The following is a 25,941-nucleotide window of genomic DNA, read 5'->3' on the forward strand; positions in this document are numbered from 1 at the left end:
CCCCATATTAGTCCAATCATCAACAAAGCGACGAATAAAAAAATGTTTTTCCTTCTCATTATAACCTCCCGGACATTAAAACAAACACATTTCCGAACAAAACGGTCTGATCATCACCAAAGGGGAGGCCCGTCACGGCAGCAAAGTTCTCCCTGTTCGGGATATGTGTACCACAGGACGGGCCTTATTATTACTGATCACTGTATACCTGTTATTATTATAATGACTTTTGATAAAGATGCAAATAAAACTTCCCACCTTTATTTATGAACATTGCATGACGTTTGCGGTATTTGATAAGGAAGATCGTTTTTGACTAAATCTTTATATGTTTCCCGTTGGACTACAAGGTGGTCCTTTCCATCTTCTATAAACACAACGGCTGACTTCGGAAAGCGGTTATAATGGTTTGCCATGGAGTATCCATAAGCCCCTGTTGAGAATACGGCTAAAATATCGCCACTCTGGACAGTCGGTACATCCAGATCCCATATGAGCATATCTCCGGACTCACAGCATTTTCCTGCAATCGAAACGGTTTCGGTTTTCGGTTCATTCATACGATTGGCTACAACGGCATGATATTTTGCCTGATACAGCGCAGGACGAAGATTATCATTCATTCCCCCATCAACAGAAACATACTTACGCAATCCCGGGATATTCTTGGTAGAACCAATCGTATACAACGATATAGCAGCATCCCCTACGATGGAACGTCCGGGTTCAATCCAGATTTCAGGAAGAGGAAGATTTCGTTTACCAGCCTGATGTTTAACTTCTGAAACCAGTGCTCCAACGTATTGATCAAGGGGTTTTGGGTCATCCTCTTCCGTGTATTTAATGCCAAATCCTCCCCCGAGGTTTACAACAGATGCTGTAAAGTGATATCGATCCCGCCATTTTTCCAGTTCTTCAAAAATTTTTTGCACAGCTTTTACAAATCCAGCTGTTTCAAAGATTTGCGAACCGATATGGGAATGCACACCAATAACATCTATATCGTTTTCATCTATCAGTTGACGCAGCGCCTGTTCAGCCTGTCCACTCAGCAAATCAAAGCCAAATTTGGAATCCTCCTGGCCCGTTAAAATATAGTCATGGGTATGGGCTTCAATTCCCGGTGTGATCCGGAGCAGCACCTTGACTTTCTGCCCATGTTTTCTGGTAAGATGACTGATCATGTCGATCTCATAAAAATTATCAACTACGATACAGCCAATCTGATATTCGAATGCCATGTTCAACTCATCATAACTTTTATTGTTGCCGTGCAAATGGATCCGTTCTGCCGGGAAGTCTGCTTTCATGGCCGTATACAGTTCCCCCTCCGATACAACATCAAGGCTTAAACCTTCCTGTCTGGCAACTTGAAGCATGGCTATAGAAGAGAATGCTTTACTGGCATAGGCCACCTGAAAAGGTACGCCCCATTTCTGGAACGCATCAATAAAACTTCTCGCATTTTCGCGTATTTTGTTCACATCGTAAACATAAAGAGGCGTGCCATATTTTTTGGCCAGCTCCACTGCATCCATTCCGGCAAACATCAGATGATTGCTGATTTCCATCAATTTGTCCTCCCGTTATAAAAATAGTGAGGACAGTTTCATCACCGCCTCACTAACTTTTGCACCCTAATGTATTAAAAATAATTTACCACATGAATGTAAAGGATTCAATACATTTTTACTCGGGTTGGCGCTTAACATTTTGTGGATGGACGATTTCAGGCCTGTGTTTGCCAAGGGGGACAGATACCCGGAATAAAATCTGGGATAGCGCTTTTCCGTTAAACGGGAGGAACGGCCACAAATAAGGGGTGTTTAACGAATGAATCCTGGCTAAAAGCAAAATGTACAATGTTACCCCAATGACAAATCCTTCTATACCGAAGAATGCCGTAACGATCAACAGAGCAATTCGTGCGATTTTGTTGGCGACACTCAGTTCATAGCTCGGTGTGGCAAATGCTCCAATGGCACTGATGGATACATACAAAATGACCTCCGGCATAAATAGCCCGACCTGGATGGCGATTTCACCGATCAAAACAGCCGCAATGAGGCCCATGGCTGTCGATAATGGGGTCGGGGTATGAATGGCCGCCATTCTCAAAAACTCAATTCCGATATCTCCCAAAATGAGCTGTAATACAATTGGAATGTTTCCTTCCTCATTGGGTCCGATAAAATCCATTCCTTCCGGTAACAATTCGGGATGGGTTACAAACAATAGCCATAAAGGCAATAAAAAGATGGAAGTCAAAATCCCAAGGAAGCGAACCCAGCGAACAAAAGATCCGACAGCAGGTGACTGCCTGTATTCTTCTGCATGCTGGACGTGATGAAAGAAAGTCGTAGGTGTTATGATCATACTCGGAGACGTATCAACGATAATGACGACATGCCCTTCAAACAGATGTGCTGAAGCGACGTCAGGCCGTTCGGTATAGCGTACAAGCGGGTAAGGATTAAACCCCTGTTTTACTAAAAACTCCTCAATCGTTTTATCAGCCATGGACAATCCGTCAATTTCTATACTTTCGATTTCCTGTTTTACGAGATCAATTAGCCCCGGATCTGCCACATCCTGAAGATAAGCAATACAAATATCTGTTTTGGAGCGCTCCCCCACTTTCAGAATTTCAAAACGCAAACGCTCATCCCGAATACGTCTGCGGGTTAAAGCTGTATTTTGTATAATATTTTCTGTATACCCATCTCTTGAGCCACGCACGACCCGTTCGGTATCGGGTTCTTCGGGACTTCTGCCTGGATATTTGCGAACATCAATAACAAAGGCTTCGTTCTCACCATCGATAAATATGACAATCAGTCCGGATAAGAGCTGATCAACCGCTTCATCCATGGTTCTAATTGTTTCCACCTGCTGATGGACTAGACGATTGAAAATGATTTCTTTGAGCTTTGCACGATTTGATTCATTATCGTTAATTTCCACCAGCTTTTTCATTAACTCCATGATAAAGGAGGTATCACATAAGCCAGTTAAATAATAAAGCTGAACATCTTTTTTTAAAATTTTCATCTGGCGAAAACCGAGATCAAATGAAGTGCCCACACCTACTCTTTCTTTCATGTAGGCTTCATTATCTTTTATTTTTGAAGATATGTGGGTCTGCTGAGGGTTTTTCATCATCAACGTCCGTTCCTTTCTATCGTTTATCCTCATCCCCTTGGTTTAAATATAACCGCTACGATAAAACCAAATAAAATCGCCGATGCAATACCAGCAGATGTCATTTGAAATATTCCGATCGCAATGCCAAGGAAGCCGTGCTCCTCTGCCTGAGTCATTGCCCCATGAAGCAAAGAATGGCCAAAACTGGTTATAGGTACTATGGCACCGGCACCAGCAAACTGAATGAATTGATCATAAAGGTCAAATCCATCTAGAACAGCTCCTGTTACGACAAACATGGACATAATATGTCCGGGGGTCAGCTTTGTCAGGTCAAAGAGCAATTGACCGATGACACAAATTCCTCCTCCAATGACAAAAGCCCATACATAGTCCATTATTCACTCATCTCCTCTCGCATAAACACAACTCCATGGGCGATCGTTGGTATAGTTTCGTTTTGCTGAATCATTACAGGACTCATCAAAGCACCGGTAGCTACTATAAACACTCTGTTAAACATTCCTTTTCGGAGTTGATTAAACACATAACCATAAGTGACGAGGCTGGAACAGGCACATCCGCTTCCTCCCGCCAAAACAGGCTGTTCGCTATTATAAATCATCGACCCTGAGTCATTATGAATGTCTTCTACATGAAAGCCGTCTTCCTTTAACATATCTTTTAATATGGGGCTTCCAACTGCCGATAAGTCACCGGTTAAAATCAAGTCATAATCCTCAGGGGTTCTGCCCAGATCCTGAAAATGGGTCTTAATGGTATCATAGGCAGCCGGAGCCATGGCTGAACCCAGGTCAAAAGGATCTCCAATCTGATAATCCATTACCTTGCCAATCGTCGCACTTTCAATTCGTATGTCAGATCGATTTCTTGAAATCAGACTAGATCCTGCACCTGTAACTGTAGTCGTTGCCGTCAACGGCTTCTGTGCACCATATTCAGTCGGGTAACGAAACTGTCGTTCAGCTGTAGCATTATGACTGCTTGTCGCTGCTATGGCATAGTCAGCAAATTTGGCATCGACCAGTGCACTGGCAACTGCGGTTGTCTCCATTGAAGTGGAACATGCACCAAACATGCATAAATAAGGAATGGGCAATGTGCGTGCTACATAATTGGCAGTTACGTTTTGATTAAGCAAATCACCACTTAAAAACAAATCGACCTGATCTTTTGTCACCTTCGCTTTTTGCAAACAGACGTCAATGGAATGCTGAAGCAATTTCCTCTCTGCCAGTTCCCAGTTTTTTTCTCCGCAGTACAAGTCATCATATGAGTAATCAAATGTATGTCCTAGCGGCCCGTCCTTTTCTCTGGGACCAGATATCGTTGAGGCACCATTCACATAAATCTTATTTTCAAACAGCCACGTTTGTGTTCCCATTTTTCGCATTTTTGTAAAGACCCCCTACATGAGTTGCTGGATCAGATAGCGTATGACCCCAACAATATAGGCTGAAACAACCCCAAAGACAATAACAGGACCAGCCAGTTTAAACATGTTGGATGCTACTCCTAAAACCAGTCCTTCACTTTTATGTTCTAAAGCTGCACTCGTAATGGTGTTCGCAAAACCAGTTACAGGAACTGCTGAACCTGCCCCTGCAAATTGCCCGAGTTTGTCATAGACACCAAAACCCGTTAAGATGGCAGAAATTAAAATGAGGGTTGTCAATGTAGGATTGCCTGCCTCTTTTTCAGTAAAATCGAAAACAGTGGAATATAATTGGATCAGCCCCTGACCTATGACACAAATCAAGCCGCCGACGAAAAAGGCCTTCAGACAATTGAGAAATACATTCGGTCTGGGCTGATAAGTCTTTGCTGTATCTTTATAGTTATTTGGGTGGAATTGCTTGCTCATCTGTCATCACTCCCTAAATTCTCACAAAGAACACCCACTGAAAAAGCGATCCAAATATTTTTCCCAGAACAAGAGCCATTAACAACCAGATCAGCTTACTCTCGACACCAATCCGTTTCGTTAAAATGGGAAATACGTTCAGCACTTCTGTTAATGCAGCAGCAAGCATGCCGACAAATACCCCGTGTAAAAGTCCCCAGAAAATCAGAAAGACTTTTGGCATGCTAAAATGAATGGCTTCAAAGGAAAGAATGGTTCCAAACAGAGCACCCAGTATAACACTTCCCTCAAAGAGACGAATATATTTTCTGGTTTTGCTTAATTGTATTAATCTTGGGATAATGCCAAGGACTGTTAAGAATGCGACAAATCCTGCTCCCACAGCCAGTCCTCCGGCAAGGCCTATCATGAATTGGAGCAAATTATGGATGATCATCTTTGTGGCCCACTTTATTTTCTTTCATGATTACGTATTGATTGAGATCCTGTTCATAATTAAACATTTCTACTTCCAGGGGACTTGGTTCTTCATTAAACCGTTTTTTAAATACATGGTTAAAAAACAGAATCATCCCCAGACCTAACCCAATAGAATAAGGGATTTGAATCCAGAGAGGGAATTTTTGCTGTTCACCTGTTAGCATGTAATGAAGTTTTTGCTGAACTTCCTGCATACTTACATCATAGTGAAAATTCATGATGGCCATGCCCGAACCTACGAACAAAAGAATCCAGATACCGGTTACTGCTAGCAGGTTTGGCTGCCTCTTCCTCCGTTCGATCTCTACGATCGTCTGATTTGGACCGACAGGCTGAAACTCGATGTTTGGAAACTGTTCATGAAGCTCCGTGATTACTGTAAAAATATCCATGACAATATATTTTTGATCACTCGATTTAAGTTGATAAATAAATGTATGTTTTAGTCTGGGAATAAATTTCGAATTACCTGTAATGTAGGCAATATCTTTCAGCATAAGCTTTTGTTTTTCCGTTGCCTTTATATAGTTTTTCAAACGAATGTAAACCACATCCCCCATTGCCATTCCCTCCCGGCCATTTGTTCATATTATGTGTAGCGACCGATTGGTTCATTCAGTTATTCAGTATGGAAATTAAATGGAATGGAGGATAAAAACTAATATAGAAACTGAGCAAACCTTTTGTTACCCTAAGCCAGTTGAAAGGTTCCAATCATATCATCACAGACCAATCATGACTTTGATTAATTCGTTTTGCTCATCCCAAAGCGGATGAAAATACTTAGAAAAAACCGATCCCTTCCTTCTGTTATTTATAGGAAGTATTTTTGATGCCGCTGCCCTGATCACAAGGAATTCTTTCCGCGATAACCCTCTTACAACGTCATTGGTTTAAAAAACAGGATTTGCCAGATAAAAAAACCGGTCATGGGTTTCATCATGACCGGACAAGGATCTATGTTTTCAGTTCGTTTTTAATCTGGGTTAAAATTTTTTTTTCAAGCCGCGATACCTGAACCTGTGAAATATTTAAACGCTCCGCTACTTCTGTTTGGGTCTTATCTTTAAAATAACGCAAATAAATAATCAGACGATCCCGTTCATCAAGCTGGCGAATGACTTCTTTTAAGGCAATCTTATCGAACCATTTGCCGTCTTCATCTGCAATCTGATCTAACAAAGTAATCGGGTCTCCGTCATTTTCATAAACCGTTTCATGGATGGAATGGGGTGACTTAGAAGCTTCCTGTGCAAATACGATATCTTCCGGTGATAAATCCATCTCATCTGCCAGCTCTTGAATGGTAGGTGATCTGCCAAACTTTTTCGTCAGCTCGTCTTTCTTTTTTCGGATTTTATTGCCTGTTTCTTTCAAAGAACGGCTCACTTTTACACTCCCGTCATCACGGATAAATCGCTGGATTTCACCGATAATCATGGGGACAGCATAAGTTGAAAATTTTACATCATAGGTTAAATCAAACTTATCAATGGATTTTAAAAGCCCAATACAGCCGATTTGAAACAAATCATCCGCTTCATATCCCCGGTTCATAAAACGCTGAACTACGGACCAGACGAGTCTGGTGTTTTTCTCTACCAGCAGGTCTCTAGCTTCTTGATTCCCCTCCTGGCTTTTAGCAATCAGCTTTTTCACCTCATCATCAGACAATTGCCCATCCTTTTTTGATTGATTCAGATCTACATCCATACGCAAGTCCCCTTAATTACATAAGGTTTCGCTTTTTTTAAAAAATTTCTTCATTTTGACTGTCGTACCATGACCGGGAGCAGAAGACACCTCAACTTCATCCATGAAATTTTCCATAATCGTAAAGCCCATCCCTGAACGTTCCAGTTCTGGCTTAGATGTGTATAAAGGCTGACGGGCTTGTTCCACATTTTCCATGCCTACCCCTTCATCGCGAATGTCAATTTCAACAGCCCCATCATGCAGGTAACAATCAATATAAACCATTCCATCCCCGTTTTCTCCATATCCATGAATAATGGCATTCGTGACCGCTTCCGAAACAACCGTTTTGATTTCCGTTAACTCATCCATGGTCGGATCCATCTGGGCAACAAACGCGGCGACAGATACACGTGCAAACGACTCGTTCTCACTTCTGGCCGAGAACTTGAGGTGCATCTCGTTATTCATGATGCCACCCCCAGACTCATCAAAGCATACTTCTCGTTTTCTTCCAGCCGGATGATTTTAAACATCCCTGCCAGTTCAAAAAGACGCTGAACAGCAGGAGAAATGGAGCAGACCACCATTTCACCGCCGATTTGTTTCACTTCTTTGTACCTGCCAAGAATGACTCCCAGGCCAGAGCTATCCATGAAACTTAGCATTTCCAGATTAATCACCACATGTTTTATATCCTGATTATGCAGTTGTTCTTTCCACTTGGTTTTTAACTGTTCTGAAGAATGATGATCCAATTCTCCAGACATTCTTACAAGAAGAACGTTTTGCTTTTTATCAAACTCAACCGAAAAACTCAAAACTAGCTCCTCCCTTATGTGTGATATGCTAGTTGAGTTTTTCGCTTTTTCACTGGTTATTTCCTGCCTGCTGACAAAAGTAGTACAGATTCAACTCAGGCTACTATTCTTTAAGAATTTTTGACAAATCTTTTCATGCTGCGTTTCATCAAATCCCAGACTCCTGCTTTTTCTACGTTTTCATTTATGATCAGGGGGGTTTTCAGTATGACCTTTTCTTTGTTCGAGATCGTTAACATGCCAACCGGTTGCCCTTTTTTGATGGGAAGGGTTAAATCGCCTTTGTATTCAATGCTCTTTTTCAAGTTATCCATTTTTTCTCCCTTTTTGAGAAGAATGGAGACGTCATCCCGGGTAACTACATCAATGTTTTCTTTCTTTGCTTTCAAAAGCTTTATCGTATCAACCGTTTCATGCTTCTTATAAATTGGTTTTGCCTCATATTGCTGAAACACATAATCAAGCATATTCGTGATATCAGCTGTTCTCTGTTTTGGGGTTTCAGCACCCATGACTACCGCAATTACCCGCATGTTGTCTTTGTGAGCTGTCGCGGTCAAACAATATTTTGCTTCATCGGTGTAGCCGGTTTTTAGTCCGTCCACCCCTTCATAAAATTTTACGAGTTTATTCGTATTGACCAGCCAGAATTCATCATCGGTCCCTTTTCGTAAATAATCGTCATAGATACTGGTATATTTTGTGATTTCATCATACTTGAGCAATTCCTTTGCCATAACAGCCATGTCATAAGCAGTGCTATAATGCTGTTTGGCCGGGAGTCCTGTAGAATTTTGAAACCGGGTATTTTCCAGTCCTAACTCTTTGGCACGGTCGTTCATCATTTTGACAAAAGCGTCTTCACTGCCGCCAACCCGTTCCGCCAGGGCGACAGCAGCATCATTTCCGGATGCGACTGCGACAGCTTTTAATAAGTCTTCCACTGACATTTCTTCTCCGGCCTCTAGATATATTTGAGAACCTCCCATAGATGCAGCGTATTCACTGATTCGAACGGTTTCATCAAGCTCAATGGCCCCCTTTTCCAGTGCTTCCATGACGAGAAGCATTGTCATAATTTTTGTCATGCTTGCGGGAGGCAATTTTTCATGGGGATTTTTCTGATAAATCACTTCACCTGAATGTTTTTCCATTAGAATGGCTGATTTTGAATGCTCAGCCAGTTTTACATCTTCTTCTTCGGCACTGACCGGGATACCAAATAAGGCAAATATAAAGGTGAGTACAAGCAAAGTGGTTAACCATTTTTTCATAGTCTTCCCTCCATTCCTGATGTTTCATATTTTTTCCATGTTCAGCTTCTTTTATAACTTTTTGCCAAAAAAAAATCCTGACTGATGTCAGGATCAAGAAAATGTTTGATAATGGTTTGCACAATTAGTAAACAATATCATAGATTAGTACCGGAATTTCCGGTTGTTCCGTTTGTATACGGATACTCTCGTCCAGTTTTGCCTCTACTTCCTGTACTTCTTTTTGATTGGCATGAATGGTTAAAATTCGTTCGCCTTTCTGAACGAATTCTCCAACCTTTTTATGGAGGACAATGCCAACGGATAAATCAATCGCTGATTCTTTCGTTGTTCTGCCGGCACCTAGAAGCATGGCGGAAGTTCCAATTTCATCTGCGGTTATTTCGGCAATATATCCGGACTTTTTCGCCATGTAAGGCAATTGATATTTTGCTTCGGGAAGCAGGGATTGATCTTCAGTGACCCGTGGATCACCGCCCTGGGCCTGAACAAACTTGCGGAAAACTTCAAGGGCTTTTCCATTTTCAATGTTTTCCTGCAATTTCTTTTTTCCTTCTTCAGGAGTGGAAGCCTTACCTGCCAGTACAACCATATGGCTCCCCAGAACGAGAGATAATTCGGTTAAATCTTCCGGGCCTTTTCCTTGTAAAGTATCAATCGCTTCTTTTACTTCAAGGGCATTTCCAATCGCTCTTCCTAAAGGCTGATTCATATCACTAATCACGGCGATGGTTTCCCTGCCGGCTCCTTTGCCAATGGAAACCATTGCACGGGCAAGTTTGACGGCTTCTTCTTTCGTTTTCATAAATGCACCTGATCCAGTCTTTACATCCAGCACGATAGCATCTGCACCCGCAGCCAGCTTTTTGCTCATAATGGAGCTTGCAATCAGAGGAATAGAGCTGATGGTAGCTGTGACGTCACGCAGGCTATATAATTTTTTATCAGCAGGTGTCAGGTTACCTGATTGCCCCACCACTGCAAGCTTATTTTCGTTCACAAGTCGAACAAACTCGTCCTGATCCACTTCTACAGAAAAACCAGGAATGGATTCCAGTTTATCAATCGTTCCACCTGTGTGTCCAAGTCCTCTTCCGCTCATCTTGGCAAAAGGAACACCCACCGATGCCACCAGAGGTGCGAGGACGAGGGTCGTGGTGTCTCCAACTCCACCGGTAGAATGTTTATCAACCTTTACTCCTTCAATCCGGGAAAGATCAATGACATCCCCTGAATGAGCCATGGCCATTGTAAGATAAACTCTTTCCTCTTCGGTCATTCCTTGAAAATAGATGGCCATGCAGAGAGCACTTGCCTGGTAATCAGGGATTAGGCCTTCTGTATACCCTTGAACAAAAAAATCAATTTCTTTTTTTGTTAAAGAATAGCCATCCCTTTTTTTCTCGATAATATCATACATTCTCAATTCAACTCACCTCCCTACTTTCTGTCAAATTACATGGTTTTAATGATTTCCTTTACATATGTTAAAAAGTTCCCACGAACCTTTTCTGTAGTCTCAATCACTTCATCATGGGACAGCGGCTGATCGAGTATTCCAGCTGCCATGTTAGAAATACAGGAAATTCCCAGTACTTTTATTCCAGAGTAATTGGCTACAATCACTTCTGGAACGGTGGACATACCAACCGCATCCCCGCCAAGTTTTCTCAGCATGTTGATTTCAGCACGGGTTTCATAAGATGGGCCTGAATTTCCTACATAGACCCCCTGGTGTACATGTAATCCGATTCTTTCCGCACATTTTCTGGCATGGGTGATCAATTGACGGTCATACGCTTCAGACATATCAGGAAAGCGGGGACCTTCCTGGTCATCATTTGGACCGATCAGGGGATTCGTACCCATCAGATTGATATGATCCTCGATCAGCATGAGATCTCCGGGCTGAAAAGATTCATGAATTCCCCCGGCAGCATTGGTCACGATAAGAATATCAACGCCCAGCTCATTCATCACTCTAACTGGAAAGGTAACCTGTTTCATGTTGTAACCCTCATAATAATGAAAACGTCCCTGCATCGCCAGGACAGGCTTGCCCTCCAGATATCCAGAGACGAGCTGACCCTTATGACCTGATACTGTGGACACTGGAAAATGGGGAATCTCTTCATAAGGAATAATAGAAGCACCCTGAATGTCCTCTGCCAAAACGCCCAATCCGGAGCCTAAAATGAGGCCAATTCTGGGCTTGTCAGTGATTTTTTCTTTTAAAAAATCAGCTGTTTCCTTCACTTTTAAGTACTCCATGAATTATCCCTCCTGGACCAATCATTTATTCAACAATATCCCTTAAAAAACTGGTGCCATGTTCTGGCATTTTAATCTGAAAATTATCAGCAATAGTAGCTCCGACATCAGCAAACGTTTTTCTCATCGGCAGTTCTTTCCCAATCTCGATTCCTTTGTGATAAACGATGAGCGGAACCAGTTCCCTAGTATGATCTGTGCCGTGATGGACAGGATCGTTTCCATGATCTGCTGTTATCATTAATAAATCATCTGCCCGCAAGGTCTCCAACACTTCAGGAAGCCTGCGATCAAAAGCTTCAAGGGCCTTTCCGTAGCCTTCCGGATCTCTTCGGTGTCCATATTTGGCATCGAAATCGACCAGGTTTAAAAAACTTAAACCACGGAAATTTTTAGCTGTTGTTTCAAGCAGTTTATCCATTCCATCCATATTGTCTTTTGTCCGTATGGATTCTGTAACCCCTTCCCCATCATAAATATCCGATATTTTTCCCAGGGCGATGACATCCAGTCCGTTATCCTTCATTTCATTCATCACGGTCCGGCCAAAAGGTTTTAGCGCATAGTCATGCCGGTTTGGGGTTCGTTCAAATGAACCGGGATGTCCTATAAATGGGCGGGCAATCACACGACCTACCATGTACTTTTCATCCTTAGTAAGTTCCCGTGCGATTTCACAGATCTGATACAGCTCCTCGAGTGGTACAATATCTTCATGGGCCGCAATCTGCAGGACGGAATCAGCTGACGTATAAACAATGATCGCTCCGGTTTCCATATGCTCCTTTCCTAATTCTTCAATAATTTTCGTACCTGACGCGGCTTTGTTCCCAATGATTTTTCTCCCGGTTTTCTGTTCGATGGCACGAATGAGTTCATCCGGAAATCCATCGGGAAAGGTACGAAATGGCCTGTCGATGTGAAGACCCATCATCTCCCAGTGCCCGGTCATGGTGTCCTTGCCAACGGAAGCTTCCTGCATTTGAGTGTAATGGGCCAGCGGTTCTTTTACCGGACGAATGCCCTTTACCTGCCGAATGTTTCCAAGACCCAGCTCCTGCATCGCTGGCATATTCAGCCCTTTCATATGCTCAGCAATATGTCCAAGCGTATCTGCCCCACAATCATTAAAGCGGGCTGCATCCGGCGCTTCCCCGATCCCTACTGAATCCATGACAATGAGAAAAATACGATTAAAATTTTTCATAAGTACCCCTCCAAAATCCTTTTTAGATGTTAGATGATCAGGTTGTATGATGTCAGACAACAAAAGGGACAAAAAAAGAGATTATGCCCTCGGATGAAAATGTTTATAAATATCTTTTAATCGGGATTTTGACACATGTGTATAAATCTGGGTAGTAGATATATCTGCATGACCGAGCATTTCCTGCACAGCGCGCAAGTCTGCTCCATTTTCCAGAAGATGGGTTGCGAATGAATGACGCAATGTATGGGGCGTAATTTCTTTTTTAATTCCTTTTTCACGGGCAATGGATTTTAATATTTTCCAGAAGCCCTGTCTGGTCATGGGGCGACCGTGATGATTTAAAAAGACTGCATCATCCTGTCTGGATTTAAGCAGTTTAGGCCGTGAATGCTCGAGGTAGGTCTCTACAGCTGACTGAGCATGGGACCCGAGAGGAATGATTCTTTCCCTGGATCCTTTTCCCATACATCTGACAAATCCCATGGTTAAATGAAGATCATTCATTGTCAGGGACAAAAGTTCGGTCACCCGCAGACCTGTTGCATATAACACTTCAAGCATAGCACGGTTTCTGATAGTCAGCGGATCATGGCCGTTTAAATCCAGAAGGGATTCGACTTCCTGACTGGATAACACTTTAGGCAGTTTTCTTTCCTTTTTCGGGGTTTCGATATGAAGACTGGCGTCCTGTTTCACATCATGTTCCCTTACCAAAAATTGATGGAAGGATCGAATTGCAGACAACATTCTGGACATTGTAGAAACGGACTTGCCAGAATCATTTAAATAATGAAGAAATTGCATGATATGTACCCGCTGAATCTGATGGACGTTATTTAGCCCGGATTCTTTCTTCAAAAATGAGACATACTGCTTCAGGTCACGCCTGTAAGAGATTACGGTATTTTCTGATAATCCCCTCTCAATGGTCAGATAATGCAAGAAATCTTCAACTTCATGATGCATTCACTTATTCCCCCAGACGAAAAAAGATAGATAAACGATCCAGCAAATTCCCATCATTCTGGTCAAATACCTTTATGGCTCTTCCTTCCGGCCTGTCATAGCGATGAAAGTTCTCATATTCCTCATGCATGAGCCTTAGGCCGTAATAGAAAAAAATGGTGCAAACCATAAATATAATCAATACTTTTAAAAATTCCTTTACAAGATGGATCACTCTACCCATGATGGCATATCTCCCTCGGGATTAAAAATTCTCTAGTACAAGATATGCCAACTTTAAGCTCATTTATACACCGATAATCAATCGGCCCATCTTTAACGTACATGAATACCGAGGTTTTGTAAATAAAAAACTGCTGAAAATCGTGGATTTTCGGCGTGAAATAAGTAAAATATAAAAAACCTTTCTCCCTACGGAAAAAGGCTTCAATCGTTATGACTCATCTTCTTTCTCCTGACATTTTCGGCATATACCATGAAAGGTCAGGCGGTGGTCTTTGACTTTAAATTGCCATTCGGTTTCCACAATTTTTTCCACGTCACCGAGCAAGTCTTCCTCAATTTCCTCTACTGAACCGCACTCAATACATACGAGATGATGGTGAAAATGTTCGGCGCCCTCTTTGCGCAAATCATAGCGAGAAACACCATCGCCGAAATTAATTTTATCTACAATTTTTAATTCAGAAAGAAGTTCCAGTGTTCGGTAAACCGTTGCCAGCCCAATTTCTGGAGATTTTTCTTTCACAAGGAGGTATACATCTTCTGCACTTAAATGATCTTCCTCATGTTCCAGCAAAACCCGGACAGTAGCTTCACGCTGGGGTGTTAATTTATAACTCTGAGAATGAAGTTGTTTTTTTATTCTTTCAAGGCGATGTTCCATGTCCTGCTCCCTCCCTGCAATACAATATTATTATAAGCAGACAAAGAACAGGTGTCAAATTATAATAATTTCAATGTATTTTTTAAAATCATTATCTTTTGGTATTTATTATAAAATAAAATCCACTACCAGTTTCATCGTGAATGGAGAAACAAAAGATTCAATCAATGAAGCCCCAAAGACCACAATGATTAGCCCTGTGTAAACTGTCACATATTGGGTAAAGGCTTTTTTTAGCATGTGGTGATATAATCTGGTAGCGAATAACTTTCGGATCAGATGTAACGACAAAATCATCGCCATGCTGCCGGCAACAAGATATGCAGGAATGATCAGCAGATTTTGTGGAGCAATAGATGCAGCAGCTAACAAAAACCCGTACCAGCCCATCTGATTAACGAGAAAGCCTACTGAAAAACCGATGACAATCCCTTTCATAAATATAAAAATCCAGATAACAGGAATTCCGATAATTGAAAATCCTAGAATAAAGATCATTAATATGTATTTTAAATGGTAAAAAAAGCTTGTGTGAAACAACTGACCCTCCTGAATAATCGCACCTTCTACCACCTTTCCAAAAAACTGTTCCAGGTAAAAATACAAATCTTGTTTCTGAATAAAATTCATGCTATTTACGATTATGGCTCCAAAGATGATCCCGATTAAAAACAGAATAAACATAAACAAATAGATGCTGGAATACTGGGATAACTCTATTTTATGACGAAAGGACTTTTTGGACATGGTGAACCCCCATTTGGCATTTTCTCTTCTATTAATTCTTTACTGCTACTCTATGAAGTAGAATCAAAAAATAGACCAAAAAACCGACTGGAATCAGTCGGTTTTTAATTTCCCATATTTTCCTCCCCCACCGGCCGCTATGTTCATCTGTCCAGATCTCATAGCGAGAATATGGTCTGCTATTTTTTCGGAGGAGGCCGTTTGAAGTTCATCCCTTGTAGCCTGATGAAGGATATACATTTCTGTCCCTGCATTTTTCAGCAAGTTTTCATATGTTTTAGGCCCCAGTCCCGGTATATATTCCAGTGGAGCCTGATAAATATACGGGGGCCTTGAATTCAGTGCTGGTTCACGGTCTTTTAGTTCTTGAATCCGGTCAAACACCCCTTTAATGGAACGGGAGTGGCTGCATTTCGGGCAAACCTTTTGATCATCTATAGTTGTTAAGCACTTTTCACATACAGTCGTATAATATTTTCCCAATTTCGGATTCATGCCGTAATTTGCTCTTACTGAACGGCCGTCTGATTGGTGCAAAACTTTCCTTAATTCATCAAATGTTGGCGCAGTCATCTCCATCACCTGATATTCCCTGGCCATTTTTTTGAGGGAATGGGCATCTGAATTGGTCACAAATGTATATGTCCGCAATTCAGATATATGATCAGCCATATGGGAGTCAGAACTTAATCCCAGCTCGATCCCATCAATGAGATCAGGATGAAAAATTTCCTTCAAACTTTTAACAACACCCTTCCCATAAAGGCTTTTAAACGGTGTAAACACATGGGCCGGGATAAAAAGGCCGTCCAGTTCTTTCACCTTATGCTGCAGTTCTCTCGCTGTCCCGTAAAACCGCTGGGAACTGAGGTGGATATTTTTCATCCGTTCTTTCAGCCATTCTGCAAATGACTTGAGGCGGTCTAAGTCCGGGAAATAACAGAGAACATGTACAGGCCCACGGCAATTTTCGTCATATAATTCGATTTCAGATCCAAGAATGAGGGTAGTGTCCTGAAAACGAATACCTCCTCCTTCAAGCTCATATGCTTTTCCGGAATGGATCAGCCTGACCAACTCTTCCTGGACAGCAGGAACATGAGCGTCAATGATTCCAACCATATCCAGTCCCTTATAATTGGATGCTTCCTTTAAAATATTTGTCAATGTCAATGTTTTAGAAGCGGTAATTTTGACTGGCCGGTCATACATCGTCCGTCCAATATGAATATGGAGATCAACAAAATATTCCGTAAGCGGCATGTGGCACCATTCCTTTTGAGCCATCGGTGATGACTGATTTTATGGCATAAAATCACTCAAGAATTTTTCATGACTGATAAATACAAAAGGGCATAAGCTGTTTTTGCATCGTAAATTTTCTTTTCGTTAATGAGCTTTTGAGCTTCCTCCAGGGTGCATTCCATGATCTCTACAAATTCATCCTCATCCGTTCCCAGAGGCTCGTCTGCTTTTTTTAACCCGGTTGCCAGATAAAGGTGAATGATTTCATCGGCAAATCCAGGAGATGTATAAAACGAGGTGATATAGGTCATCTCACTGGCCAGATAGCCTGTCTCTTCCTCGAGTTCCCGATGTGCAGTCTTTTCCGGCGGTTCCCCTTCTTCCAGCTTGCCGGCTGGAATCTCTACAAGACTTCTCTCCAGCGGTTTTCGATATTGTTCAACCAGAACGATTTTATTGTCGGACGTGACAGGAATGACAGCGACTGCACCGGGATGCTTAATCATTTCCCGATGTGATTCCTTTCCGTTAGGAAGTTTGACCCGATCTACCTGCAGCTGAACCACTTTTCCTTCAAATATCGTTTCTGATTCAATCGTTTTTTCCTCGAACTTTTTCATTCTGTCACCTTCCCTTTCCCCATTTATCTTATCATAAATACGTTGAATATGATTTGTCAGAAGCCCTCATCTTTTCCTAGAATAGGAATTGAAAAAAGATGATAAGGATGTGGAAACGATGAAAAAAAATCGATTAGGTACATCCGAATTATATGTAAGTGAACTATCCCTCGGCTGTATGAGTCTTGGGACCGATGAACATAAAGCAAAAGAAATCATCCATCGGGCTCTGGATGCTGGGATTAATTACCTGGATACAGCGGATTTATACGATTATGGCATCAATGAAGAAATTGTGGGAAAAGCTGTTCAAGGCAAACGGGATCAAGTCATCATTGGAACCAAAGTAGGCAATCGCTTTGAACCGGGAAAAGAAGGCTGGTACTGGGACCCTTCCAAAACATATATTCAAAAGGAAGTCAAGGAAAGTCTGCGCCGGCTCAATCTCGACTATATTGATCTGTATCAGCTTCACGGGGGAACCATTGAAGATCACATCGATGAAACGATTGAGGCCTTTGAGGAGCTGAAAGAAGAGGGGATCATCCGCTATTATGGCATTTCCTCCATCCGTCCCAATGTGATTCGGGAGTATGTGAAACGCTCCAATATCGTCAGTGTAATGATGCAGTATAGTTTACTGGACCGCCGTCCCGAAGAAGAAATCCTGGACCTTTTGCATACCAATCAAATCAGTGTTCTGGCAAGAGGCCCCCTCGCTAAAGGAATGCTCACGGACCATGGGCTTGAGTCCATAGACCGCAAAGGAAAAGACGGATATCTCGACTATTCTTACCAGGAATTAAAAGAAATCGCAGCTCAGTTTTTAAATATGCGGAATGAGCATCAGAACGGAGCTTCTCTGGCATTGCAATACGTTCTCTATCACCCTGCAGTGGCCACAGCTGTGTTTGGAGCAAGTTCTATGAAACAATTGGAAGACATTTTGAAGTTTGTGGACAGTCCTCCGCTGGGAGAAGACCGTTATCAGCAATTAAAAAATCTTTCCAGACCGATTCAATATCAACATCACCGGTAAGGAAAAGATTAAGGTGCCTATGCCTGAGTCAGAGGCTCAGGCAGCATGGGGCCGGGCGCTGGATATTAGAAAAGCTTGAGGCGCCCAGCTCCAGTCCTGAAGCCGGGCTATAAAACCCGCAATCTGAAACACGGTGCCAGACTCACCCTACTATTCATGGTAAAAAAATCCTGTAAAGCTTTCATAGCTTTACAGGATTTCCGTATGTCTCAGTTTCTCCCGGCATTTGTGGAGACATTTCTTTGTCGTTTCGATCAGCTCCTGATCCCCTTTTCCCTCCCTTATGTGCAGTGCCTCCCGAAAATAGTTCATGGCAAGCTCCGGTTTTCCGCGGTCCAGTTGAAATTTCCCATAATGCTGATACAAAAAGTCCCGATACCCGTCTAATTTTTCGTTTTGTTCCACTTCCTGAAGCAACTGATGAAACAGGTGACCGGCCTCACGAATCTTTCCCTTCCAGTGCCATGTGCATGCCAGCCTCAATTTTTGAACAAATGCTCCTCTCGCATCCCCCAGGTCTTCATACAACTTAATGGCTTGTTTTAAATAGTCTGTACTCAAATGATAGTCCTTTGCAATTCTGGCATACACTCCAATCCATCCAATGATTTTGGCACGGGTTTGGATTGAAAGTGAATCAATATTCAGGCAATCCATTAAAAAATTTAAACCCTCTACCATTTCTTCAGAGGAAACCGGTCTTTCCCTGAGTTCGTCGTCCACATTCCACTTCATGTTAAACGGAATACTTTTCACCCGCACACTTTTTCCCTCCAGACGTATGGTCAAGAACCCCCGCATCGAGGATAGTGATCGGGGGCAAATTAAGGTTTTAAAATATGTATATAAAACAAAATGGAAAAATATCAGTGGAATCTGATCTGATCAATTATAAAATTTTGCAAAAAAAGATACACGCTTCCACTGCTATAACAGGTCTTAAGGCGATGATTTCAGCAGTTGAAGCATATATCCCACTATTTCATCCGTTCGTTTGCTATTCAAACGAAAAACCAATTCTATCTCTTGACATAAAATATCCAATGAATATTTAGTCAGCAATGATTTCAAAAAAACAAGAACCGTACACTCTTCCTTCTTTTACCTTCCTTCTTTGTTGTGCACAGTTTTTATCCTTCATTTTGTGCTTGTTGCACGATTTTTCCATCGATTTTCGAAAAATCCATGGATTTTCGCCATCAAGCCGATATACTTGAATTAAGAAGTGAAAATTTTCGGATGTAAGGAGGACTGGGAGATGACTTTCAAAGTGGTGAAACCGGTATTTGCAGATCATGCCAGTCAATTTGTGAATACCATGGGACAATTTACAGAAACGATTTTAATCAAAAAGGATCACTGGGTTGTGGATGCCAAGAGCCTTCTTGGACTTCTGGCAGTTGGTTTAAAGCCCGGAGATCAGGTTGAATTTGAAATTTCTCCGGATAGCTCGGAAGTGAAAGAGGCTATTTTGCAGACCGGCCTTTTCGAGGAAGCTTAATGAATACAATCCCAACAGGCGTGCTCCATTGTTTGTTCTGCACGCCTTTTTTCAATAGAGACGCCCTTGGTCGCTCGTTCTTCCTTCAGCAGTTCTATGATTTTGTCAAGCTTTCTATTCATGCTCTGCTGAATAAGCCGATGATTATTGTTTAGTGAAAAGTTTGGGGAAATATAGCAACAGACCCAAATGTGATTATCAGATACGATCAACATTTACCTCTTCCATCCTTTTCACTACAACCTGATGGATGTAGCCACGTGCTTTCCTATTTTTAAAAACGAGCTTTTAAGACCCGTTTTTCTACTCTGCATAATGACCGCCGACGAGTTTGCTGCGGTGCAGGGCGGTTCCTGCTTCGGTAAAAGAAACCGCTCTGAGGAGAGCGTCTGATCCGTATTTGCTGCGAATCGCATCCATGGCATAGCCCAGATTCCGCTTTTTTTCTCTGCTCTGGTCAAACAAACTCAGCTGGATGTAGTGATCTTCTAAAATATTGGATAAAGCGATAGAAATTTTTCGGACCGTTTTCCCGGTGTAAAACTTCTCAAACAATTGTATGCACACTGCGAACAGTTCCGATGTAATGTTCGTCGGGGCATCCATGGTCCGGGACCGGTAAAATCCCCCTCCCCCGTCATTTTTGCTGTAGCTGATTCCGAGGCTAACCGTTCTTCCGGCTTTTCCGCTTTCCCGGGCCCTCCTCGCCACTTCCTCACACATTTCTAAAATCACATAGCGGACTTCTTCAGGATCCGGATAATCCCGCATCAAAATCTGGCTCTTTCCAAAACTGATTTGTCCCTGCAAAATCGGAGCACCCAATTCCGATAAATCGACCCCGTGGGCATGGTAGAACAGCTGATTGCCCATGATTCCGAATGCCTTTTCCAGTTTTTTCAGGGGAAAATGAGCCAGCTGTCCAACTGTCGTAATGCCCATTCGGTTCAACCGTCGCTCGAGCCGGCTGCCGATTCCCCACATCTGGCTCAGCGGGGAGATAGGCCACAATTTTTCTGGAACATCCTTATACGTCCATTCGGCAATTCCCTTTTTCTTTGCTTCCAAATCAAGACACAGCTTGGCCATGAGCATATTCGGACCGATTCCGATCGCACAGGGAAGCTGAAACGTCTCCTCGAGCTCCCGACGGATTCGTCTGGCAAGCGTCCAGGCATCCCCCCATAATTTCTCCGTCCCGCTGATTTCCAGGAAGCTTTCATCCACACTGTACGTGTGAATCGACTCTTTCGGAACAAAACGATGAAACAGTCGGGTAACTTCAACGGATACCTCCAGGTACAGCTTCATCTGGGCAGGAACGATGACAACTCGGGGATCGTCGGGAATTTCAAACAGGCGATTTCCCGTCCGGATCCCAAAATCCTTTTTTAAAGCGGGAGAAGCTGCCAGAACCACACTTCCCGGCCGCTCCACATCAGCAACAACAGCCAGATGGCAGGTCAGCGGATTCAGGCCCCTTGCCACCGCAGCACAGCTGGCATAAAAACTTTTCATATCGATGCATAATACTTTTCGCTCCGGCAGTGATTCATAGTCAACCACTGAATTTTTCATTTACACCGGCCGCCTTTCTATTTCTTTTACTATATATTACGCGAATGTATGTTCGTTTTTCAAGTGGTTGTTCCTGCCATTTATGTGGTCATAAAGGCACCCCCATTGGCATGAATCACCTGCCCGGTCATGTAACTGGAATCGTCTGAAGCAAGGAATACGTAGACAGGTGCCAGTTCAGCAGGCTGACCCGGCCGGCCCATCGGTGTGTTTAACCCAAAGCTTTGCACTTGATTGGCCGAAAAGGAAGCAGGAATTAACGGTGTCCAGACGGGACCAGGAGCAACACCATTTACCCGTATGCCCGTATTCACCAGTGATTTGGCCATGGAACGGGTAAATGTCACAATTGCCCCTTTTGTGCATGCGTAGTCGATAAGCTGTTCATTTCCTTCATAGGCTGTGACCGAGGTGGTATTGATAATTTTGCTTCCGGGTTTGAAATAGTTGAGAGCAGCTTTGGTTAGATAGAACATGGAAAACATATTTGTCCGAAAGGTTCGTTCCAGCTGCTCCTGTGTAATGGATTGGACAGAAGGCTGAGGATGCTGTTCAGCTGCGTTGTTTACCAAAATGTCCAGTGAACCAAAAACCGAGACGGTCTGATCAACGGCATTCCGACAAAAGGTTTCATCCCCAATGTCTCCCGCAATGAGAAGACACTGAACTCCTTCCGCTTCAACACGTTTTTTTGTCTCCTCGGCGTCCCGGTGTTCATTTAAATACACAATGGCAACATGTGCTCCCTCTTTCGCATATGCGATCGCAACAGCTCGTCCAATACCACTGTCACCACCGGTAATTAAAGCTACTTTGTGCCGAAGTTTTCCACAACCCTGATACTCCGGGTTTTCCCGTACAGGCAGTGGATTCATGATTGATTCAACTCCAGGCTGACGGGTTTGATGCTGGGGTGGGAGGCCCCCGGCTGGCTGGTAAATATCCATTCCATGACCACTCCTTTTTTCTTTTATCTTGAGAAAAAAGAAAAAAGGTATGCAAAGAGGTGAGGAGGAAATTGTGGTGTATCCTTTGTTGATTGAAAGTGTTCCCGAACGATCCACCTCCCCCTTTAGGGGATATCAATCCCTTTGTGTCCAGTACAGATCTTTGGGCGATTAGACCTCTTGTTTGGGGCGTCAACGCTCCTCCTTGGGCCGTCGCGCACCCTCCTTGGGCCGTCAACGCTCCTCCCTGGGCCGTCGCGATCCCATCTTGGGCCGTCGCGCACCCTACTTGGGCCGTCAACGCTCCTCCTTGGGCCATCGCGCACCCTCCTTGGGCCGTCAACGCTCCTCCTTGGGCCGTCGCGCACCCTCCCTGGGCCGTCAACGCTCCTCCCTGGGCCGTCGCGCACCCTCCCTGGGCCATCAACGCTCCTCCTTGGGCCATCGCGTACCCTCCTTGGGCCGTCAACGCTCCTCCCTGGGCCGTCGCGCACCCTCCTTGGGCCATCAATACTCCTCCCTGGGCCATCAATACTCCTCCCTGGGCCATCGCGCACCCTCCCTGGGCCGTCGCGCACCCTCCCTGGGCCGTCGCGATCCCATCTTGGGCCGTCGCGCACCCTCCTAGGGCCATCAACGCTCCTCCCTGGGCCGTCGCGCACCCTCCCTGGGCCATCAACGCTCCTCCTTGGGCCGTCGCGCACCCTCCTTGGGCCATCAACGCTCCTCCCTGGGCCGTCTGCTCCCAGGTTTGGGCGATCAGCTCTCATGTTTGGACCATCGTGTGCTCCTCCAAACTCGATTTGCACACTAATTCCCATAATTATACTTATTAGAGCTAGCAGGATTCTGGAGAATACGGACTATGCTTTTTTCTTCTTTTAAAAAGGTGCCCTATATAGGACACCTCCTTTTTAAAAACTTATAAGATATTGACACGAACAGCCAGTGTAATTAATACTTGTAGTAGCAACTGAATGTTGACCGAAATATCTGTGTCAGTTGTTGTGACCTTTACCCCTCTTGAATTTTCAATATAGGTCTGCTGCTGATTAATCTGACTTGTTTTAATTTTGGATACTAAATCCTGCGTCACCTCATCTGCCCGCTCGCTGTCAGCAATGGACAGACTGATAATTAATGCTATGGCGGCCTGAAGGGCAACCTGTAAATTCACAGCTGCCTGCGTATCGGTTGTTGTAACTTCCACATCGGCAGAATCTTTTATGATGATGGATTCAAATGACTTTTGAATCGCCTGTATTTTTTCTTCTGCATCCTGCACATCATCATCGAGGGGATGGGCCATTGTAGGATCTAACGCATTCCATTTTCGGGAGCGGACTTCATCGGCACCCACTTCCGGTTTATCGCCTTTCCAGACTCTGCTTTCACCCATTATGCATATACCTCCTTTTTTTAGCGTTACACTATTGTATATGTCAGACCGGCTCATGCTGGAAAGGCTATTACCTTATAAAAAATACCTATTTATGATGGATAGCTTATTGCAGTTAAATGATATTAAGATCTCTGTGTTCGATTTAACGCATCAACATTTCTCCTTAAATCGTTGATGAGTCTTCTTAGTTGCTGCTTTTCCCTCGGGCTGATTCTGGCTCTCGAAAGTTTTACACCGTGGCGATTTAGCACAGAATCAACCAGCATGTTTAGCGTTTTCTCCGAAATATCATTGTTCCGGTTTCCCATCATCAAACCTCCTTATTCAGTCTCTTTCTTTAATAGACTATTCAATTCCGTGGTATTCTGTATGGTTTATGACCTAAGCTATCCATAAAAAAAGATGAGCAAATATGCTCACCCTTATTTTTTGTTAAATTGTCCGCTAAACAGGCGCTCCATCATCCCCGGGGCAATCTGATAAAGCCTGCTTCCTACATCCATCCAGAAGGGCAGATTGATTTCCCGTTTTGGGGTATACAAATGTTTCACAACCTTTTCTGCTACTTTGCCGGCATCCAGCAGATATTTTGACACCGCTTTTATATAAGTGCCGTCAGGGTCTGCGATTTTAAAAAAGTTTGTTTTAACAGGACCCGGGTTGACAGCCGTAACAAAGATACCTTTTCCAGCCACTTCCATTCTCAGGCTGTTCGTAAAACCCAACAATGCATGTTTCGTTGCCGCATAACCGGCGGATTTAGGTGTGGCCATTTTGCCGGCCTGGGATGCAATGTTGACGATATGCCCTTCTCCATGCTGAACCATGATGGGCAAGAAAAAACGGACCGCCTGGACAGCAGCCAGGACATTTAAACGAAACATGTTTTCATAAGCATCCATGGGCAATTCGTCAACATATTGAAAATGGCCTGTGCCGGCATTATTGATCAATATATGAACAGGGCCATGATCAGCCGCAATCTGCTCCATCACAGCCTGCCAGGCTGAATGATCCAGAAGATCACATGTATGATAATAAGCCGATACCCTGTATTGTTTACGAATAGCGGACGTGAGCGATGCTAATTTTTCTGCTGACCTGGATACGAATATGGGAACCGCTCCTTCCCGGGCAACCTTATAAGCCAGCTGTTCTCCAATTCCGCTCGATGCGCCTGTAATAAGTACCCTTTTTCCTTTTATTTTTTCATTTATCACAAAACGTTCCCCCTTCAGGAAACGGCGTATAATATATGCTCGTCCTCCGTCACCTGTTTAACTTTTCCTTGAGCTTCCAGAAAATCCAGCTGTCCCACTGTTTCAGATAAAGTTAAATCAAACTGGGTATCGTATTGTTTGGGAAATAACCGTTTGCAGATCTCAAATGGGGAGAGGGGCTGCTGCTGGATCATTTGATACACTTTTTCAGCCCGTTCTTCCTGTTTTTTTATTCGTTGATTGATTAAATTCTCTACCCCTTCAAAGACTTTACCGTGTCCGGGAAACACCTTTCCAACTGTGTAATGATTGAACCGCTGCATCGATTCTCGATACTGGAGCATCGGTTTTGGACGTTCTCCTCCCGGTTTGATCGGCGGCTCAAGCAGCGGATTAGATGAAATGTGATAAAGGATATGGTCTCCACCGAGCAATTCACCCGTATGTTCATTAAAAAAAGACAGATGGCTCTGTGCATGGCCGGGAGTCTCCAGCACCTTCCAGTTCGGATGCCCGGGAAGGGAATCACCTTCCTTCAGGGTATCTGTCAGCTTGCCCCGTCCGGACAAACGAAGCGTTGTCTTTGCCCGTCTCTCGAGGGAAATAAATTCTTTTGGCACCCCAAAGGAATGATATAATTCTGTAAAAAAAGCAACATAGTGATTCATAAATTCTGGATCCCGCCTCAGCCATTGATCCACCAGATGATGGGCGTATATACCATCAGCGTAATCAAAACGATTCACCAGTCCGGTATGGTCCGGGTGATGGTGAGTTAAAATAATTTGTTCGATATCCTCTGGACGATAGCCGATTTGTTTTAATTTTGTTTCAAAATGTTCCCAGGCTTCATCCGTATTGACACCTGCATCAATTAACGTTAAGGCTTCCCCTTTGACGACATATACATGAACATCCCCGACAGCATATGGTGTAGGCAATGTCAGCTGATAGATTTGTTCTTTTACTGGCATGTTGCATCCCCCAATTATCCTATAAAAATGAATGAG

30 protein-coding genes are annotated in these 25,941 nt (G+C 43.3%); 3 read left to right on the top strand and 27 right to left on the bottom strand.

Annotation, left to right across the window (positions count from 1 at the left end; all coding sequences use genetic code 11):
* Positions 1-260: 260 nt before the first annotated feature.
* From lysA to EDD68_RS04645, 20 genes are all read right to left on the bottom strand, one after another.
* Positions 261-1,571, bottom strand: a complete 1,311-nt coding sequence (lysA, locus tag EDD68_RS04550) for a diaminopimelate decarboxylase (protein ID WP_132371060.1) — start codon at positions 1,569-1,571, stop codon at positions 261-263.
* Positions 1,572-1,689: 118 nt separating this feature from the next.
* Positions 1,690-3,159 carry a spore germination protein gene (locus EDD68_RS04555; protein ID WP_132371061.1) on the bottom strand — a complete coding sequence of 490 codons (1,470 nt, stop codon included), beginning with the start codon at positions 3,157-3,159 and terminating at the stop codon, positions 1,690-1,692.
* Positions 3,160-3,191: 32 nt separating this feature from the next.
* A complete protein-coding gene (spoVAE, locus tag EDD68_RS04560; protein ID WP_132371062.1) occupies positions 3,192-3,542 on the bottom strand; it encodes a stage V sporulation protein AE in 351 nt (116 codons plus the stop codon).
* Positions 3,542-4,558 carry a stage V sporulation protein AD gene (gene spoVAD, locus EDD68_RS04565; RefSeq protein WP_132371063.1) on the bottom strand — a complete coding sequence of 339 codons (1,017 nt, stop codon included), beginning with the start codon at positions 4,556-4,558 and terminating at the stop codon, positions 3,542-3,544. The genes spoVAE and spoVAD overlap by 1 nt, the downstream gene beginning before the upstream one ends.
* A gap of 15 nt (positions 4,559-4,573) precedes the next feature.
* Positions 4,574-5,029: a stage V sporulation protein AC gene (spoVAC, locus tag EDD68_RS04570; protein ID WP_132371064.1), complete on the bottom strand. Its 456-nt coding sequence runs from the start codon at positions 5,027-5,029 to the stop codon at positions 4,574-4,576.
* A 13-nt stretch (positions 5,030-5,042) separates the two neighbouring features.
* Positions 5,043-5,465 (bottom strand): stage V sporulation protein AB, encoded by a 423-nt coding sequence (locus EDD68_RS04575; RefSeq protein WP_132371065.1) that lies wholly within the window; start codon positions 5,463-5,465, stop codon positions 5,043-5,045.
* Positions 5,452-6,069: a stage V sporulation protein AA gene (locus tag EDD68_RS04580; RefSeq protein ID WP_132371066.1), complete on the bottom strand. Its 618-nt coding sequence runs from the start codon at positions 6,067-6,069 to the stop codon at positions 5,452-5,454. The genes EDD68_RS04575 and EDD68_RS04580 overlap by 14 nt, the downstream gene beginning before the upstream one ends.
* Positions 6,070-6,466: 397 nt before the next feature.
* Complete coding sequence (gene sigF / locus EDD68_RS04585) at positions 6,467-7,222, bottom strand: RNA polymerase sporulation sigma factor SigF (protein WP_132371067.1); 756 nt, start codon at positions 7,220-7,222, stop codon at positions 6,467-6,469.
* A gap of 12 nt (positions 7,223-7,234) precedes the next feature.
* Positions 7,235-7,675 carry an anti-sigma F factor gene (spoIIAB, locus tag EDD68_RS04590; protein WP_132371068.1) on the bottom strand — a complete coding sequence of 147 codons (441 nt, stop codon included), beginning with the start codon at positions 7,673-7,675 and terminating at the stop codon, positions 7,235-7,237.
* Positions 7,672-8,025 carry an anti-sigma F factor antagonist gene (gene spoIIAA, locus EDD68_RS04595; protein ID WP_132371069.1) on the bottom strand — a complete coding sequence of 118 codons (354 nt, stop codon included), beginning with the start codon at positions 8,023-8,025 and terminating at the stop codon, positions 7,672-7,674. Before spoIIAA ends, spoIIAB begins: the two co-directional genes overlap by 4 nt.
* A gap of 110 nt (positions 8,026-8,135) precedes the next feature.
* Entirely contained in the window at positions 8,136-9,299 is a 1,164-nt protein-coding gene (locus EDD68_RS04600; RefSeq protein WP_132371070.1) for a D-alanyl-D-alanine carboxypeptidase family protein, read from the bottom strand.
* Positions 9,300-9,423: 124 nt separating this feature from the next.
* Positions 9,424-10,725, bottom strand: a complete 1,302-nt coding sequence (locus EDD68_RS04605; protein WP_132371071.1) for a pyrimidine-nucleoside phosphorylase — start codon at positions 10,723-10,725, stop codon at positions 9,424-9,426.
* A 29-nt stretch (positions 10,726-10,754) separates the two neighbouring features.
* Positions 10,755-11,570 (bottom strand): purine-nucleoside phosphorylase, encoded by an 816-nt coding sequence (locus EDD68_RS04610; RefSeq protein ID WP_132371072.1) that lies wholly within the window; start codon positions 11,568-11,570, stop codon positions 10,755-10,757.
* 25 nt (positions 11,571-11,595) lie between these two features.
* Positions 11,596-12,777: a phosphopentomutase gene (deoB, locus tag EDD68_RS04615; RefSeq protein WP_132371073.1), complete on the bottom strand. Its 1,182-nt coding sequence runs from the start codon at positions 12,775-12,777 to the stop codon at positions 11,596-11,598.
* Positions 12,778-12,858: 81 nt separating this feature from the next.
* The gene (gene xerD, locus EDD68_RS04620; RefSeq protein WP_132371074.1) at positions 12,859-13,746 is read right to left on the bottom strand and encodes a site-specific tyrosine recombinase XerD; all 888 of its coding nucleotides are present in this window, start codon (positions 13,744-13,746) and stop codon (positions 12,859-12,861) included.
* A gap of 4 nt (positions 13,747-13,750) precedes the next feature.
* Positions 13,751-13,969: a YqzK family protein gene (locus tag EDD68_RS04625; RefSeq protein ID WP_243646750.1), complete on the bottom strand. Its 219-nt coding sequence runs from the start codon at positions 13,967-13,969 to the stop codon at positions 13,751-13,753.
* A 210-nt stretch (positions 13,970-14,179) separates the two neighbouring features.
* Positions 14,180-14,632, bottom strand: a complete 453-nt coding sequence (fur, locus tag EDD68_RS04630; RefSeq protein ID WP_132371075.1) for a ferric iron uptake transcriptional regulator — start codon at positions 14,630-14,632, stop codon at positions 14,180-14,182.
* Between the two features lie 108 nt (positions 14,633-14,740).
* Positions 14,741-15,379 carry a stage II sporulation protein M gene (gene spoIIM, locus EDD68_RS04635; protein WP_132371076.1) on the bottom strand — a complete coding sequence of 213 codons (639 nt, stop codon included), beginning with the start codon at positions 15,377-15,379 and terminating at the stop codon, positions 14,741-14,743.
* A 93-nt stretch (positions 15,380-15,472) separates the two neighbouring features.
* Positions 15,473-16,642, bottom strand: a complete 1,170-nt coding sequence (locus EDD68_RS04640; protein ID WP_132371077.1) for an endonuclease Q family protein — start codon at positions 16,640-16,642, stop codon at positions 15,473-15,475.
* A 56-nt stretch (positions 16,643-16,698) separates the two neighbouring features.
* Positions 16,699-17,244: an NUDIX domain-containing protein gene (locus tag EDD68_RS04645; protein WP_132371078.1), complete on the bottom strand. Its 546-nt coding sequence runs from the start codon at positions 17,242-17,244 to the stop codon at positions 16,699-16,701.
* A gap of 118 nt (positions 17,245-17,362) precedes the next feature.
* Here EDD68_RS04645 and EDD68_RS04650 point away from each other — a divergent pair, with 118 nt between their 5' ends.
* A complete protein-coding gene (locus tag EDD68_RS04650) occupies positions 17,363-18,283 on the top strand; it encodes an aldo/keto reductase (protein ID WP_132371079.1) in 921 nt (306 codons plus the stop codon).
* Positions 18,284-18,472: 189 nt separating this feature from the next.
* Here the strand turns inward: EDD68_RS04650 and EDD68_RS04655 are convergent, their stop codons facing one another.
* Positions 18,473-19,018 (bottom strand): tetratricopeptide repeat protein, encoded by a 546-nt coding sequence (locus tag EDD68_RS04655; RefSeq protein WP_132371080.1) that lies wholly within the window; start codon positions 19,016-19,018, stop codon positions 18,473-18,475.
* Positions 19,019-19,541: 523 nt separating this feature from the next.
* Here EDD68_RS04655 and EDD68_RS04660 point away from each other — a divergent pair.
* Positions 19,542-19,784, top strand: a complete 243-nt coding sequence (locus EDD68_RS04660; RefSeq protein ID WP_132371081.1) for an HPr family phosphocarrier protein — start codon at positions 19,542-19,544, stop codon at positions 19,782-19,784.
* A 303-nt stretch (positions 19,785-20,087) separates the two neighbouring features.
* Here EDD68_RS04660 and EDD68_RS04665 read toward each other — a convergent pair whose 3' ends face one another.
* Positions 20,088-21,362, bottom strand: coding sequence for a Y-family DNA polymerase (locus EDD68_RS04665; protein ID WP_243646751.1), 1,275 nt, complete (start codon positions 21,360-21,362; stop codon positions 20,088-20,090).
* An 80-nt stretch (positions 21,363-21,442) separates the two neighbouring features.
* Complete coding sequence (locus EDD68_RS04670) at positions 21,443-22,309, bottom strand: SDR family oxidoreductase (RefSeq protein ID WP_132371082.1); 867 nt, start codon at positions 22,307-22,309, stop codon at positions 21,443-21,445.
* Positions 22,310-22,453: 144 nt separating this feature from the next.
* Here EDD68_RS04670 and EDD68_RS04675 point away from each other — a divergent pair, with 144 nt between their 5' ends.
* A complete protein-coding gene (locus EDD68_RS04675) occupies positions 22,454-23,194 on the top strand; it encodes a ribosomal eL19 family protein (protein ID WP_132371083.1) in 741 nt (246 codons plus the stop codon).
* A 37-nt stretch (positions 23,195-23,231) separates the two neighbouring features.
* On the opposite strand, the gene EDD68_RS04680 is transcribed toward EDD68_RS04675, so the two are convergent.
* The 4 genes from EDD68_RS04680 to EDD68_RS04695 form a co-directional block, all read right to left on the bottom strand.
* Positions 23,232-23,708 (bottom strand): spore coat protein, encoded by a 477-nt coding sequence (locus tag EDD68_RS04680; protein WP_132371084.1) that lies wholly within the window; start codon positions 23,706-23,708, stop codon positions 23,232-23,234.
* Positions 23,709-23,833: 125 nt separating this feature from the next.
* On the bottom strand, positions 23,834-24,019 hold the full coding sequence (locus EDD68_RS04685) for a hypothetical protein (RefSeq protein ID WP_132371085.1): 186 nt from the start codon (positions 24,017-24,019) through the stop codon (positions 23,834-23,836).
* Positions 24,020-24,133: 114 nt separating this feature from the next.
* The gene (locus EDD68_RS04690; RefSeq protein ID WP_243646752.1) at positions 24,134-24,931 is read right to left on the bottom strand and encodes an SDR family NAD(P)-dependent oxidoreductase; all 798 of its coding nucleotides are present in this window, start codon (positions 24,929-24,931) and stop codon (positions 24,134-24,136) included.
* 14 nt (positions 24,932-24,945) lie between these two features.
* The gene (locus tag EDD68_RS04695; RefSeq protein WP_132371086.1) at positions 24,946-25,905 is read right to left on the bottom strand and encodes an MBL fold metallo-hydrolase; all 960 of its coding nucleotides are present in this window, start codon (positions 25,903-25,905) and stop codon (positions 24,946-24,948) included.
* Positions 25,906-25,941: the final 36 nt, after the last annotated feature.

The organism is Melghiribacillus thermohalophilus, from assembly GCF_004342905.1.
GTDB classification, from domain to species: Bacteria; Bacillota; Bacilli; order Bacillales; family Alkalibacillaceae; genus Melghiribacillus; species Melghiribacillus thermohalophilus.

Coding starts and splice junctions, on each gene's coding strand:
- lysA (WP_132371060.1), bottom strand. CDS start 1,571: ATGGAAATCAGCAATCATCTGATGTTTGCCGGAATGGATGCAGTGGAG.
- EDD68_RS04555 (WP_132371061.1), bottom strand. CDS start 3,159: ATGAAAAACCCTCAGCAGACCCACATATCTTCAAAAATAAAAGATAAT.
- spoVAE (WP_132371062.1), bottom strand. CDS start 3,542: ATGGACTATGTATGGGCTTTTGTCATTGGAGGAGGAATTTGTGTCATC.
- spoVAD (WP_132371063.1), bottom strand. CDS start 4,558: ATGCGAAAAATGGGAACACAAACGTGGCTGTTTGAAAATAAGATTTAT.
- spoVAC (WP_132371064.1), bottom strand. CDS start 5,029: ATGAGCAAGCAATTCCACCCAAATAACTATAAAGATACAGCAAAGACT.
- EDD68_RS04575 (WP_132371065.1), bottom strand. CDS start 5,465: ATGATCATCCATAATTTGCTCCAATTCATGATAGGCCTTGCCGGAGGA.
- EDD68_RS04580 (WP_132371066.1), bottom strand. CDS start 6,069: ATGGGGGATGTGGTTTACATTCGTTTGAAAAACTATATAAAGGCAACG.
- sigF (WP_132371067.1), bottom strand. CDS start 7,222: ATGGATGTAGATCTGAATCAATCAAAAAAGGATGGGCAATTGTCTGAT.
- spoIIAB (WP_132371068.1), bottom strand. CDS start 7,675: ATGAATAACGAGATGCACCTCAAGTTCTCGGCCAGAAGTGAGAACGAG.
- EDD68_RS04600 (WP_132371070.1), bottom strand. CDS start 9,299: ATGAAAAAATGGTTAACCACTTTGCTTGTACTCACCTTTATATTTGCC.
- EDD68_RS04610 (WP_132371072.1), bottom strand. CDS start 11,570: ATGGAGTACTTAAAAGTGAAGGAAACAGCTGATTTTTTAAAAGAAAAA.
- deoB (WP_132371073.1), bottom strand. CDS start 12,777: ATGAAAAATTTTAATCGTATTTTTCTCATTGTCATGGATTCAGTAGGG.
- xerD (WP_132371074.1), bottom strand. CDS start 13,746: ATGCATCATGAAGTTGAAGATTTCTTGCATTATCTGACCATTGAGAGG.
- EDD68_RS04625 (WP_243646750.1), bottom strand. CDS start 13,969: ATGGGTAGAGTGATCCATCTTGTAAAGGAATTTTTAAAAGTATTGATT.
- fur (WP_132371075.1), bottom strand. CDS start 14,632: ATGGAACATCGCCTTGAAAGAATAAAAAAACAACTTCATTCTCAGAGT.
- spoIIM (WP_132371076.1), bottom strand. CDS start 15,379: ATGTCCAAAAAGTCCTTTCGTCATAAAATAGAGTTATCCCAGTATTCC.
- EDD68_RS04640 (WP_132371077.1), bottom strand. CDS start 16,642: ATGCCGCTTACGGAATATTTTGTTGATCTCCATATTCATATTGGACGG.
- EDD68_RS04645 (WP_132371078.1), bottom strand. CDS start 17,244: ATGAAAAAGTTCGAGGAAAAAACGATTGAATCAGAAACGATATTTGAA.
- EDD68_RS04650 (WP_132371079.1), top strand. CDS start 17,363: ATGAAAAAAAATCGATTAGGTACATCCGAATTATATGTAAGTGAACTA.
- EDD68_RS04655 (WP_132371080.1), bottom strand. CDS start 19,018: ATGAAGTGGAATGTGGACGACGAACTCAGGGAAAGACCGGTTTCCTCT.
- EDD68_RS04660 (WP_132371081.1), top strand. CDS start 19,542: ATGACTTTCAAAGTGGTGAAACCGGTATTTGCAGATCATGCCAGTCAA.
- EDD68_RS04665 (WP_243646751.1), bottom strand. CDS start 21,362: ATGAAAAATTCAGTGGTTGACTATGAATCACTGCCGGAGCGAAAAGTA.
- EDD68_RS04670 (WP_132371082.1), bottom strand. CDS start 22,309: ATGGATATTTACCAGCCAGCCGGGGGCCTCCCACCCCAGCATCAAACC.
- EDD68_RS04680 (WP_132371084.1), bottom strand. CDS start 23,708: ATGGGTGAAAGCAGAGTCTGGAAAGGCGATAAACCGGAAGTGGGTGCC.
- EDD68_RS04685 (WP_132371085.1), bottom strand. CDS start 24,019: ATGGGAAACCGGAACAATGATATTTCGGAGAAAACGCTAAACATGCTG.
- EDD68_RS04695 (WP_132371086.1), bottom strand. CDS start 25,905: ATGCCAGTAAAAGAACAAATCTATCAGCTGACATTGCCTACACCATAT.